General features: G+C 64.6%; 9 protein-coding genes and 1 pseudogene. 5 read left to right on the top strand and 5 right to left on the bottom strand.

Annotated features, from left to right (window positions below):
• Positions 1–193 precede the first annotated feature (193 nt).
• A complete protein-coding gene (locus tag AC0L15_RS27625; protein ID WP_023803583.1) occupies positions 194–646 on the bottom strand; it encodes an Lrp/AsnC family transcriptional regulator in 453 nt (150 codons plus the stop codon).
• 162 nt (positions 647–808) lie between these two features.
• On the opposite strand from AC0L15_RS27625, the gene putA reads away from it, so the two are divergent.
• The gene (putA, locus tag AC0L15_RS27620; protein WP_473497690.1) at positions 809–4420 is read left to right on the top strand and encodes a bifunctional proline dehydrogenase/L-glutamate gamma-semialdehyde dehydrogenase PutA; all 3612 of its coding nucleotides are present in this window, start codon (positions 809–811) and stop codon (positions 4418–4420) included.
• 167 nt (positions 4421–4587) lie between these two features.
• Here the strand turns inward: putA and hmuQ are convergent, their stop codons facing one another.
• The 4 genes and pseudogenes from hmuQ to AC0L15_RS27600 all read right to left on the bottom strand — a co-directional run bounded on the left by hmuQ (position 4588) and on the right by AC0L15_RS27600 (position 8750).
• Positions 4588–4902 (bottom strand): heme-degrading protein HmuQ, encoded by a 315-nt coding sequence (gene hmuQ / locus AC0L15_RS27615; protein WP_128176755.1) that lies wholly within the window; start codon positions 4900–4902, stop codon positions 4588–4590.
• A 68-nt stretch (positions 4903–4970) separates the two neighbouring features.
• Positions 4971–5951: an energy transducer TonB family protein gene (locus AC0L15_RS27610; protein WP_287247225.1), complete on the bottom strand. Its 981-nt coding sequence runs from the start codon at positions 5949–5951 to the stop codon at positions 4971–4973.
• Between the two features lie 95 nt (positions 5952–6046).
• Positions 6047–6490, bottom strand: a complete 444-nt coding sequence (locus tag AC0L15_RS27605) for a hypothetical protein (RefSeq protein WP_128166777.1) — start codon at positions 6488–6490, stop codon at positions 6047–6049.
• A 5-nt stretch (positions 6491–6495) separates the two neighbouring features.
• Positions 6496–8750: pseudogene (locus tag AC0L15_RS27600) on the bottom strand (TonB-dependent hemoglobin/transferrin/lactoferrin family receptor).
• Between the two features lie 211 nt (positions 8751–8961).
• Here AC0L15_RS27600 and hemP point away from each other — a divergent pair.
• The 4 genes from hemP to AC0L15_RS27580 are packed head-to-tail and all read left to right on the top strand — an operon-like array spanning position 8962 to position 12297.
• Positions 8962–9198, top strand: coding sequence for a hemin uptake protein HemP (gene hemP / locus AC0L15_RS27595; protein WP_027156149.1), 237 nt, complete (start codon positions 8962–8964; stop codon positions 9196–9198).
• An 11-nt stretch (positions 9199–9209) separates the two neighbouring features.
• A complete protein-coding gene (locus AC0L15_RS27590; protein WP_287247224.1) occupies positions 9210–10271 on the top strand; it encodes a hemin-degrading factor in 1062 nt (353 codons plus the stop codon).
• A 47-nt stretch (positions 10272–10318) separates the two neighbouring features.
• A complete protein-coding gene (locus AC0L15_RS27585; protein WP_473497692.1) occupies positions 10319–11185 on the top strand; it encodes a heme/hemin ABC transporter substrate-binding protein in 867 nt (288 codons plus the stop codon).
• Between the two features lie 11 nt (positions 11186–11196).
• On the top strand, positions 11197–12297 hold the full coding sequence (locus AC0L15_RS27580) for a FecCD family ABC transporter permease (protein ID WP_287253317.1): 1101 nt from the start codon (positions 11197–11199) through the stop codon (positions 12295–12297).
• Positions 12298–12306 lie beyond the last annotated feature (9 nt).

The raw sequence follows: 12306 nt of genomic DNA, 5'->3' as shown, positions 1-12306 counted from the left end.
GCGCCCCCCTCTGTCCTGCCGGACATCTCCCCCACTTGGGGGGAGATCGGCGGCTTCGGCGACAGTGCCCCTTTTCTTGAATGTTGAAAATTGGCGAAAGCCGAGGGGCAGCCAATCTCCCCACTCGTGGGGGAGATGTCCGGCAGGACAGAGGGGGGCGCTGTCCCGCCGAGGTCAATGCATCAGCGCTTTACTACCGGTCCTTGACCGTCTCCATCGCCACGAAGGTCGAGGTCTGGGCGACGTGGGGCAGGGCGGAGATGCGCTCGCCAAGCACGCGGCGGTAGGCGGCGATGTCGGTGGTGCGGACTTTCAGCAGATAATCGAAGCTCGACGCCATCATGTGGCACTGCTCGATCTCCGGCACCGCCTGCACGGCGCGGTTGAAGGCGTCGAGCGCGGCCGAGCGGGTGTCCGACAGTTTCACCTGGACGAAGGCGACATGGCCTTCGCCCATCCGCTCACGGTCGACGATCGCCTGGTAGCCTCGGATGATGCCGTCCTTTTCCAGCCGCTTGACCCGCGCCTGCACCGGCGTCTTCGACAGGCCGACCTTTGCCGCGAGTTCCGACATGGAAAGCCGGCCGTCGCTGCCCAGCGCCGACAGGATGTTCCTGTCGATCCGGTCCAATTGGTCTTCTGTCATCGAGTTTTTGGTCAAGTTGGAGGAAATCAGGCCGAACGATAGACCAATCGACCTCTCCTGTCGATTTCTTTGGACCGATCGAAACTGCGCTTTGTGTTAGCTTGCGTCATTCGGTCCGGTGACCGCCGGACCGCTCCCTGATGCTCGCTCCACAGGACCGTCATGCCAGCGCTCGAAGCCATCCGCCAGCAGATCCGTGCCAATTACTTGCCTGACGAAGACGAGGCCGTGAAGCGGCTGGCCGAGGCGACAGGGCTTTCGACGAAAGAGCGCAAGGCAATCTCGGCCCGCGCCGCCGATCTGGTGCGGGCGGTGCGCGGCTCGTCCGATCCGCGGCTGATGGAAGTTTTTCTGTCCGCTTACGGCCTGTCCACCAAGGAAGGCGTCGCGCTGATGTGCCTGGCCGAAGCGCTGCTGCGGGTGCCGGATACCGAGACGATGGACGACCTCATCGCCGACAAGATCGCGCCGCATGATTGGTCGGCGCATTCGGGCGGCTCGAGCTCGATCTTCGTCAATGCGTCGACCTGGGCGCTGATGCTGACCGGCCGGGTGCTCGACGAAGGCGAGGACGGCATCGAAGGCACGCTGCGCGCCATGGTGCGCCGGCTGGGCGAGCCGGTCATCCGCAGGGCGGTCGCCGCCGCCATGCGCGAAATGGGCGAGCAGTTCGTGCTCGGCCGCACCATTGCCGAGGCCGTCAAGCGCGGCCGGCCGATGACCCAGAAAGGCTATCTCTATTCCTTTGACATGCTGGGCGAGGCGGCCCGCACTGAGGCCGACGCACTGCGCTATCTCAAGGCCTATGCCGACGCCATCTCATCGCTCGATGCCGGCGCCAACAGCCCCGACATCCGCCAGAATCACGGCATCTCGGTCAAGCTGTCGGCGCTGCATCCGCGCTACGAGGCGACGCAGAAGGAAAAAATGCTGCCTGTAATGGCCGAGCGGCTTTTGTCGCTGGCGCTGGCGGCGCGCCATTCGCGCATGGGCCTCAACATCGACGCCGAGGAGGCCGACCGCCTCGACCTGTCGCTCGAAATCATCGAGCGGGTGCTGGCCGAGCCGGAGCTTGCCGGCTGGAACGGCTTTGGCGTCGTCGTCCAGGCCTACGGTCCGCGCGCCGCCTTCGTCATCGACTGGCTCTATGCACTGGCGAAGAAGCACGACCGCACCATCATGGTGCGGCTGGTCAAGGGCGCATATTGGGACACCGAGATCAAGCGGGCGCAGGCGCTCGGGCTCGACGGCTATCCGGTCTTCACACGCAAGGCCAACACCGATGTGTCCTACCTGGCCTGCGCGAAAAAGCTGCTGTCGATGACCGACCGCATCTATCCGCAATTCGCCACCCACAACGCCCACACCGTCGCCGCCGTCCTGTCGATGGCCGGCGATCGCGACTCCTTCGAGTTCCAGCGCTTGCACGGCATGGGCGAGGCGTTGCACGAGACGGTGCGGCGGGCCGAGGGCACGCGCTGCCGCATCTATGCGCCGGTCGGCGCGCATTCCGACCTGCTCGCCTATCTGGTCCGCCGGCTGCTCGAAAACGGCGCCAACTCCTCCTTCGTCCACCAGCTCACCGACGAGGAGGTCGAGCCGGAGGATATTGCGCGCGACCCGCTCGAAACCGTCGAGAAACAGGGTCCGGCCGCCAACCCGGCGATTCCCAGCCCGTCGGCGATCTTCGGTGCTGCCCGCCGCAATTCGAAGGGGTTCGACATCACCGATCCGGTGACGCTGGCCGCGATCGACAAGGCCAGGGCTGAATTCGCCGGGCCGGACCGCTGGCACGCCAGGCCGATCACCCGTGCCGCCGGCTACGGCAATCAGGGTCCGGTGGTCAATCCGGCAAAGCCCGAGGAAGTGGTCGGCACGGTCAGCGAGGCTACCGCCAAGCAGGTTGCGACCGCCATGCGCATCGCGGTGGAGGCGCAACCGGCCTGGGCGAAGCGCGCCGTCGCCGAGCGCGCCGCCATCCTCAACCGCGCGGCCGACCTCTATGAGGCCAACGCCATCGAATTCTTCGCGCTCGCCACACGCGAGGCCGGCAAATCGCTGGCCGACGGCGTCGCCGAAGTGCGCGAGGCAGTCGATTTCCTGCGCTATTACGCGACCGAGGCGGCCAATGCGGAAACGGGAACCGAGGCGCGCGGCGTGATCGCGTGCATCTCGCCATGGAATTTTCCGCTCGCCATCTTCACCGGCCAGATTGCGGCAGCACTCGTCACCGGCAATTCGGTCATCGCCAAGCCGGCCGAGCAAACGCCGCTGATTGCCTTCCGCGCCGTCGAATTGCTGCGCGAGGCCGGCGTGCCGCAAGATGTCATCCAGCTTCTGCCTGGCGACGGCCCCTCGGTCGGCGGCCCGCTGACCGCCGACCCGCGCATCGCCGGCGTCTGCTTCACCGGCTCGACCGAGGTCGCCAAGCTGATCGAAAAGCAACTGGCCGAGACCGCCGCGCCCGACGCCATGCTGATCGCCGAGACCGGCGGGTTGAATGCGATGATCGTCGATTCCACTGCGCTGCCCGAGCAGGCGGTGCGCGACATCCTGGCCTCGGCCTTCCAGAGCGCCGGCCAGCGCTGCTCGGCGCTGCGCGTGCTCTATATGCAGAAGGACGTCGAGAAGAAGATGCTGGACATGCTGAAAGGCGCCATGGAAGCGCTCAGCCTCGGCGATCCCTGGCGGATCTCGACCGATGTCGGGCCAGTCATCGACGAGGAGGCACAAAAATCGATCCGCGACTATTGCACTGAGATGGGCCTGCAGGGCCGGCTGATCGCCAAGCTCGAAGCGCCGAAGGATGGCCGCTTCGTGGCGCCGCATGTGTTTCGGGTCAAGGGCATCGAGGACATCGAGCGCGAGGTGTTCGGGCCGGTGCTGCATGTCGCCAGCTTCGACGCCGACGATATCGACGGGGTCATCGCCGCGATCAACCGCAAGGGTTATGGCCTGACCTTCGGCTTGCACACCCGCATCGAAGGCCGCGCCCAGCATTTCGTCGACGGCATCCATGCCGGCAACATCTATGTCAACCGCAACCAGATCGGCGCCGTGGTCGGCTCGCAGCCGTTCGGCGGCGAAGGACTTTCCGGCACCGGGCCGAAGGCCGGCGGGCCGCACTATCTCAGGCGGTTCCGCAAGGGGCCGCAGGCGGGCACGCCTGTTCTTGACGGCCGCAAGGTGACGGCGACCGAACTTGCCGACAATCTGCCGGACCCGACGCTTGGCGGCTGGTCGACGCGGGCGGACCGGGTGGCGGTGCTGAGGAAGCATTTGCGCGGCAAGGGTGCCGCGGCCATCGGTGCTGCCGCAAGCATCGATTTCGGCCAGGTCGATTTGCCCGGGCCGACCGGCGAGGCCAACACGCTGTCGCTGTCGCCGCGCGGCCGCGTGCTCTGCCTCGGACCGGACGCCGACACGCTGCTTGCCCAGACCATCCAGGCGCTCGCCGCCGGCAATGCGGTGCTGGCCGTCGCGCCCGGTGCGCCGGCAGCACTTTCGTCAATGACCGGCAAGGGCCTGCCGCTGGCGGCCATCGACGGCCGGCCCGACCCGGTCGAGGCACGCGCGCTGCGTGTCGACGTCGTTGCCTTTTCCGGCACGCCTGAGGCCGCTCGCATCGTGCGCAAGGTGATCGCCGACCGCGCCGGCCCGATCGTGCCGCTGGTCAGCGAAGTGCTCAACCCGGCCGCCTATGCGCATGAGCGCGCCGTCTGCGTCGACACCACGGCCGCCGGCGGCAATGCCAGCCTGCTGGCCGCGGCGTAAGGGACGGCCGGGGCTTTCCTGCATTCCCACGATTGGCGAAGGCCGAGATGACGGCCGATCTCCCCCACTAGGGGGGAGATTGGCAGCTTCGCCGAACGGCGCCCTATTTCGTCAGGCGCCGATCGTTCGGCAAAAGCCCAAGGGAACCATGGGTCGCCTCAGACTACTCACGCGCCCTCGACGACCGAAAAGCCCTCGAACTGCGGATGGCCGAGATAGTGCACCTTGGTGGAGCCGGCGTTGCGGTGCGCGGCGCGGAAGTTCTCGGATTTGGTCCAGGCGACGAAATCCTCATGGCTCGCCCACACCGTGTGCGAAGCGAACAGCGTGTAGCCTTCGGCCTCGTTGACCGGACCACGCAGCAGATGAAATTCCTTGAAACCTTTCATTTCGGACAGGCTGGAATCACGGTTCTTCCAGATGTCCTCGAAAGCGGCTTCCGAGCCATTCTGGACCTTGAAGCGATTCATGGCGATGTACATTGGCCGTCCTTTCGTGACTGCAGTTTATGATGTGTGTTGGAATGCCTGAAACGATGAGGCGAAGGCTGTTAAAATGGACCGATCCGCGCTTTAAACACCCAACTCGACTTGCCGGTTTCGCTTGGAATGGGAGGGAACGGCGCCTGCTTGCGCACCAGTGTTAAAGCGAATTGGTCAAGCTCCGCAGAACCTGAGCTTTCCGCAAGCTGTATGTCGCTGATGCTGCCATCGGCCATGACAACGAAAACGACCCTGGCATTGTTGCGAGCGCTGGCCTGTATCGCTTTCGAAACACGACGGTTGGCGCGGGCGAGCTTCTTCTGAACTTCACCGCTGTAGCGGGATTCTATCGCATTGCCTGCCGCTGCCTGCTCCTTGCCCTTGCTGGACGTCACCGTGTCGCGTTCCTCGCCATCCGCCGCGCCGCGGGGATCGTTCGTCTCGCTGGCTCCGCCAAGACCTGGTGTCGCGCTCGGGCTTGGCGTCGGGATCGGCGGCTGCCCGATATCGGCAGGACGGGCCTCGGTGTTTTCGGCCGGAGCAGCCGGCTCTGCCGGTGTTTCGATCTTCGGGGCCACGCTCTGCTCGTCCAGGCTTGGGGTGTCGGCCATCAACATGTCTGGCGCGGCAGTGGATTGCTCGACAATCTGTGGCAAGTGCGCGGGGGGTTGCACGGCCATTTCCCTGATCGGCCGGTCACCGGTGGACCGGTCGGCAGGCGGCTCGGGCTTGACCTCTGGCTTGGCTGGCCGCGGGTCTGCCACCAGAGTAACGTTCAACGCACCCGGGACCTGACGATCCAAGTCGCTGCCGACCACGTTGGGGCCGGTTTGATCGGCGCCTTCCATCTCGATTGCGTCCCCGGCATCAAACGTGCCGGCAGGTGCGAAGAGAAAAGCGGCCGTCACCGCGGCATGAAACAGGCAGGAGGCGACGATCGCCGCCGTCCATTTGCGGCTCATGGCTGACGGTCGGGCCGGCGCAAGCGGTCCGGTCGGCGCAATCGCCAGTTCGCCATCGGCGTCGGGGAGGGGACTGATGTTCTGCATGGCTCGCGGCGAGACCTGCCGCAACCGGCGCGGACTTGTCAAATCAACATCATTTGCCCCCAGCGGCAACAGGTCGGCCAGCGCGGGCTGCCTTCTCAGACCCCGAAGGCGATGCCGGTCTTGGTCTCGGTCTTCAGTCCACGCATGCAAGCGTCCGGCTGGATGCCGGTGCCGGCGCATTCAGTCGAGCTGTTGATCAGCACGCGGCTGACCTTGGCGCAGTCGGCGCCGGCAAGATCGAAACGCGTCACCTTGGTCTTGCCCGCCGGCAGGTCCTTGAAGTCGAGCACCGTCAGCCGGTCGACGACGCCGGCCTCGTTGAACAGCGCGATCTCGAACGCCGCTTTCGAGAGGTCGGCGCCGAGCGTGTTGTTGACCACGAACGTCAGACGGCAGCCTTTTTCGGAGGCCTGCGCGCCATTGAGCTCAAGCGTCAGAGCAGGGGCCGGCGCAGACTGTTGCGCCCACGCCGGACCCATCGCAAGCGGCATGGCCAGCACCGAGGTCAGCAGGCGAAGCGATGCCGTCAAGCTTGTCATTGTCGTCAGCCTCCAAATCGCATTGTCGCCGCCAGCTTCAGCGTGACGCCGGGCTCGTAGGCCGCGAAGACAGGCTCCGGAGGCTGGCCAGACGTGGTGATATTGAGCGGGTTGGCATATTTGACATCGAACAGGTTGTCGGCGCGGAAATCAATCTTGAAATTGTCGCTCGCCTGGTAACTGGCAAAGACATTGACCAGCGTATAATCGTCGGCGATCGGATTGCCTTTCGGTTTGCCGTTGTACTGCACTTCGCCACCAACGGTGAGCTTGTCCTCCAGGAATCGCAACCCAAGCTGTGCTGTGATTTGTGAAGACGGGATGGTAAGCAGCTCAGCCCGCTCGCCATCGTAGGAAATCGTGTGACCATCGATGATCGAAGCTGAGAGCCCGGCATAGCCCCATCCGGCATCATAGACACCTTCCATCTCGAAGCCGTCGATCTTGGCCTTAGCGAAATTCTGGTATTGGACGCAGATCGGGATGCCGGGGCCGAACGGGCAGCCGCTGGTCGGGTCGAATGCCGATAGCGTTACATCTGCTATGTAGTCTTCGACGTCGTTGTTGAAGTAGGCGGCCTTGAAACGAAACGCGTCGCCGGTTTCGAGGATGTCGTCGCGCTTGTAGTTGACACCGAATTCGACGGTCTTCCCGGTTTCAGGCTTCAGATCGGGATTGGGGAGGAAGGGAAAGCTGACGCCTGCCGGATGGTTGCCGCTGATGAGGGTTTCCGACAGCGACGGAGAGCGATATCCCTCGGCATAGGTGCCGTAGAATTGCAGTCCCGCAAGGCTGGCGGTTTCGAACGGCGAGACGCCGACGGTGATGCGCGGCGACAGCCGGTCGCCGGAGGTTTCGCCGACATCGCTTTCGAGCTTGTAGCTGTCGTAACGCAGGCCGGTGATGATTTCGAGCCAGTCCCAGCTGAGCTTGTCCTGGATATAGGCGCCGGAAACGTTTCTCTTGCCCGAAGGGGTATAGAAACTGGCGCCGCCTGCGGCGCCGCCGGTCTCGACATCGTCGCCAACCCAGTCGCCGCCATAGGTCAGTTCGTGCGCAATGCCGGCGGTCTCGAACCGCGAGGTGTTCCAGATGTCGATGCCCGAAGTGCCGACATCGAAGGTCGACATCGAGCCCGCCGGCAGGACGATGGGAAGACCGGTGACTGGATCAAACCGGTTTTGCGGAACCAGGCTCGTCATTTCCATGTTGGTCTTGTTGTAGGACGCGTTGACGTGGAGATCGAGCCAGCTCTTGTCCTCATCGGTGATGTTGTAGCGCGCCGTGAAGGTATTCGCCTCCAGGTCGACGTCATTCACTGGCGTGCCGCCGCTGACCTCGTTCCAGCCGTCGCTCGTGCCATTCAGCCCAGTTTTAGTTCGCTGTCTTCGCTGGGGCGGATGGTTGTCTTCAGCAGGCCGCTCAAAACGTCGAAGCCGCTGCCGTCGACCGTATCGCCGCCGCCATCCTTGTAGTCGTCGTAGTCGCGATAGACGATGTTGCCGAGGACATCCCAGTTTTCGTTGAAACGGTAGGCGCCGGCAGCGCTGGTCGTCCAGCCTTCGCCGTTGCTCTCATAGCGCCCGGTCGCGGACGCCGCCCATGTCTCGCCGTCGCGAAGATAGTCGTCCGCGTCCTTGGTCTCGAACAGGACGACGCCGCCAATGGCGCCCGAGCCGTAGGTGTTGGCGACCGGGCCGCGAATGACGTCGACGGATTTGATGAGTTCCGGCTCGATATAGAAGGTCGATTGCGGGCCGTGGTCGGAGCGCTGGAAATTCTGCCGCGCACCGTCGACGATGACCGCGACGCGGCCGAAATCCTGCAAGCCACGGATGTTGATGCTGGAGGAGACGCGCCTTGCGTCGGCCTGGACCGCTACACCCGGCACACCCAACAGCATGTCGTTGGGCGTCGTCGCCATGCGGCGTTGCAATTGCTCCTGATCGACATAGCTGACCGAAGCCAGGGAATCGATCGCCGTCTCGCCGGTGCGGCTGACGACCAGGATCTGGTCGAGCAGCGTTGCGCCTGCCGCGGCCGGCCGTTCAGGCGTCTGCGCCTGTTCGGCCTGCTGCCGATCTGTTGCAGTTTGGGCGGCCTGTTGGGCATTGGCTGACTGAGCAAGGGCCGACGGGGTGAGCAGAGCGATCGCCGCAGCGCCCGCCAGCAATGCCGCCATGCCCGTTGCCATCGATCGATGCGCCGGACCTGGACTGCTATTCGCCGGACCCAGCCGTCCCCAATTCCCCAACCCCATGCCCCAACTCCAAAAATCCTGGTTCGATGCTGTCCGGCTTGACGCGCCGGCATTTTTCGTCGTGTCCGGCTTCTTAAATCTTGACTCATCTAGTCCGGTATTGCACTGACTAGTAAACATGAGTATTCAAGTCAAGAAATGAATCGGCATTTCACGCACCGCCGCGCCAGCCGACCAGGCCCGGCCCGGCCCAGGAAAGGGATCGAACCAGATGAACACGCACAATCCCAAGGACTTTCGGCCCAGTGACTTTCGCCCCAGTGACTTTCGCGATCGCGTTCGCCGTTCCGACGACAATTCGGCTCGTTTCGACCGGGTCCCGTTGACGGTGAGGACCCTGTCCAGCAACGCGCTGTTCCAAGGCGAGCACGAGATCGGCATCGAGCATCACGGAGCGCTCTACCGGCTGAAAATCACCCGCCAGGGCAAGCTCATCCTCAACAAGTAGGTAATAAAAATATGGACCAGCGCGTAAGGCCCGCGCCGCACGAGATCCGGCGGGCGCGGGCAGACAATCCGAAGACGCGCGAGCGCGATCTCGCCGCCCAGCTTGGCATTTCGGAGGCCGAGCTGGTCGCCGCGCATTGCGGCGACGGCGTCCTCCGCGTCGAGCCGCGCGTCAACGATCTTCTGACCGGCCTCGAGGTCGTCGGCGAGGTCATGGCGCTGACGCGCAATGAAAGCGCCGTGCACGAGAAGATCGGCGTCTACGACAAGGTCGTGACCGGCAACCACAATGCCATGGTGCTTGGCGAGAACATCGACCTGCGCATGTTCCCGAAAGCCTGGGCGCACGGCTTTGCCGTCGAAAAGCGCGACGGCGGCGATATCAGGCGCAGCCTGCAGTTCTTCGATGCGGAAGGCGAGGCGGTGCACAAGGTGCATCTGCGGCCGGCGTCCAACCTCTATGCCTATCAGAAGCTGGTGGCCGAGCTGGAATCGCCGAACCAGGAGTCGAGCGTCGCGATTTCAGAAGGCGGGCTTGAAAGCGAGGCCGAGGCTTCCGCCGCTTCCGCTGATGTCGACGATCTGCGCGACCGCTGGAGCCGGCTGACCGACGTGCATCAGTTCTTCGGCATGCTGAAGACGCTGAAGCTCGACCGCCGCCAGGCGCTGCGCATGGTTGGCCAGGATTACGCCTGGCGGCTCGACCACGATGCCGTCAGCGCCATGTTCCATCATGCCGCCGAGGGCGAGATGCCGATCATGTGCTTTGTCGGCAATCGCGGCTGCATCCAGATCCATTCGGGCCCGATCAAGTCGATCAAGCCGATGGGGCCGTGGATCAACGTGCTGGACGAGACCTTCCACCTGCATCTGCGGGCCGACCACATCCAAGAGGTCTGGGCCGTGCGCAAGCCGACCAAGGATGGCCATGTCACGTCTCTCGAAGCCTATGGCGCCGACGGCAAGATGATCATCCAGTTCTTCGGCAAGCGCCACGAAGGCGAAAGCGAGCGCGAGGACTGGCGGTTTCTGGCAGAGAACCTGCCACGCATTCCAAGCCCGACCGCAGCCTGAGGACAACGACAATGGCTGCTTTGCTTGAACGGGCGCGTTTTTTTGGAATGGCGCTTGGGGCCACGATGTGCCTTTGCGTGGCCTTTGCGCTGCCGGCCCGCGCTGCCGAAGGCACGGAGGTTTTTGCGGACCCGTCGAAGATAGCGGCCATTGGCGGTTCGATCACCGAGATCGTCTTTGCGCTCGGCGAGCAGGACCGGCTGGTCGCTCGCGATTCGACCAGCCGATATCCCGAGGCGGCGCTCAAGCTGCCTGACGTCGGTTACATGCGCCAGCTGTCGCCAGAAGGCGTGCTGTCGGTCAATCCGTCGGGCATCCTGGCGCTGCACGGCAGCGGGCCGAAGGAAACCGTCGACGTGCTGAAGAAGACGAGCATCCCGTTCATCGAGGTGCCCGAGCGCTACGATCACGAAGGCATTCTCGAAAAGATCCGCATCGTCGGCAAGGCGCTTGGCGCCGACGCCAAGGCGGCTGCGCTGGCAGCCGAGATCGATGTCAAGCTGAAGGCCGCCGAAAAGCAGACCGCCTCGATCAAGGACCGCAAGCGCGTCCTGTTCGTGCTGTCGATGCGGGGCGGCAAGATCCTCGCTTCCGGCAGCAACACCGCCGCCGACGGCATCATCAGACTTTCTGGCGGCGTCAACGCGGTCGACGGCTATTCCGGCTACAAGCAACTGTCCGACGAGGCTGTCATCACCGCCAGGCCCGACGTGATCCTGATGATGAACAATGCCGGTCCCGGCGTATCGGACGACGAATTGTTCGCGAACCCGTCCATTCGGTCGACAGCGGCGGGTGCGGCGCGCAAGGTGGTCCGCATGGATGGCGGTTATCTGCTCGGCTTCGGGCCGCGCACCGCCGACGTCATCCGCGACCTTGCCGCCTCGCTCTACGGCGGGCAGGCCGCGGACTGAGCGGGCGCCCGATGGTGGATCAATCGATCGCTGGTGCGGGCACTATGGCGACAGCATCCGACGGCGACCGCTCGGGGCGCGCGCGCATCGTCATCCTGGCTTTGTGCCTGGGACTTGCCGTTGCCGTCCTGTTTTCGCTGACATCAGGCGCATCGGATGCCTCGGCCGTCAGCGTCGTCGGCGACTGGCTGTTGGGTGCAGCACCCGGCAATGAGGCGCTGAGCGCGCGCGACCGCCTGATCGTCTACGACATCCGCCTGCCGCGCGTCACGCTCGGTGTGCTGATCGGCGCAGCACTGGCCGTCTCCGGCGCGGTGATGCAAGGGCTGTTCCGCAACCCGCTGGCAGACCCCGGTCTCATCGGCGTTTCGGCCGGAGCAAGCCTCGGCGCGGTGTCCGTCATCGTGCTTGGCGCCACGGTGCTGGCGCCGATAACTTCGATGCTGGGCACACTCGCTCTGCCGCTGGCGGCGTTCTGCGGCGGGCTGGCGACGACATTGGTGCTTTATCAGGTTGCCACCCGGCGCGGCCAAACCTCGGTCGCCACCATGCTGCTCGCCGGCATCGCGCTGGCGGCCCTTGCCATGGCGCTGACTGGTATCCTGATCTTCATGGCCGACGACCGGCAGTTGCGCGACCTGACTTTTTGGCAGCTCGGCTCGCTCGCCGGCGCGACCTGGCAAAAAATCGGCTCCGTTGGGCCGGTGATCGTGCTGGCGTTGGCGGCGATGCCGTTCCTGGCGCGCGGCCTCAACGCGCTGGCGCTGGGCGAAGCCACCGCCGGCCATCTCGGCATTCCGGTGCAGCGGCTGAAATACACGGCCATCATCGGCGTCTCGGCGGCGGTCGGGGCGTCTGTCGCCGTCAGCGGCGGCATCGGCTTTGTCGGCATCGTCGTGCCGCATCTGCTGCGTTTGGCTATCGGCCCGGACAATCGTTATTTGCTGCCGGCCTCGGCCCTGCTTGGCGCTTGCCTGCTGCTGCTGGCCGACGCCGTCGCCCGCACCATCGTGGCGCCGGCCGAGCTGCCGATCGGCATCGTCACCGCGATCGCCGGCGCGCCGTTCTTCCTCTGGATCCTACTGCGCAAGCGTGGGGTTATTGACCTATGAGAGAGTTTT

It is taken from the genome of Mesorhizobium sp. WSM4846 (genome assembly GCF_055811415.1).
This window is presented reverse-complemented; position numbering and strand designations above follow the sequence as displayed.

What these genes read in the sequence shown, in the direction of transcription:
- AC0L15_RS27590 (WP_287247224.1), top strand. Translation starts at nt 9,210, where the DNA reads ATGGACCAGCGCGTAAGGCCCGCGCCGCACGAGATCCGGCGGGCGCGG.
- hmuQ (WP_128176755.1), bottom strand. Translation starts at nt 4,902, where the DNA reads ATGTACATCGCCATGAATCGCTTCAAGGTCCAGAATGGCTCGGAAGCC.
- hemP (WP_027156149.1), top strand. Translation starts at nt 8,962, where the DNA reads ATGAACACGCACAATCCCAAGGACTTTCGGCCCAGTGACTTTCGCCCC.
- AC0L15_RS27580 (WP_287253317.1), top strand. Translation starts at nt 11,197, where the DNA reads ATGGTGGATCAATCGATCGCTGGTGCGGGCACTATGGCGACAGCATCC.
- AC0L15_RS27585 (WP_473497692.1), top strand. Translation starts at nt 10,319, where the DNA reads ATGGCGCTTGGGGCCACGATGTGCCTTTGCGTGGCCTTTGCGCTGCCG.
- AC0L15_RS27605 (WP_128166777.1), bottom strand. Translation starts at nt 6,490, where the DNA reads ATGACAAGCTTGACGGCATCGCTTCGCCTGCTGACCTCGGTGCTGGCC.
- AC0L15_RS27625 (WP_023803583.1), bottom strand. Translation starts at nt 646, where the DNA reads ATGACAGAAGACCAATTGGACCGGATCGACAGGAACATCCTGTCGGCG.
- putA (WP_473497690.1), top strand. Translation starts at nt 809, where the DNA reads ATGCCAGCGCTCGAAGCCATCCGCCAGCAGATCCGTGCCAATTACTTG.
- AC0L15_RS27610 (WP_287247225.1), bottom strand. Translation starts at nt 5,951, where the DNA reads ATGCAGAACATCAGTCCCCTCCCCGACGCCGATGGCGAACTGGCGATT.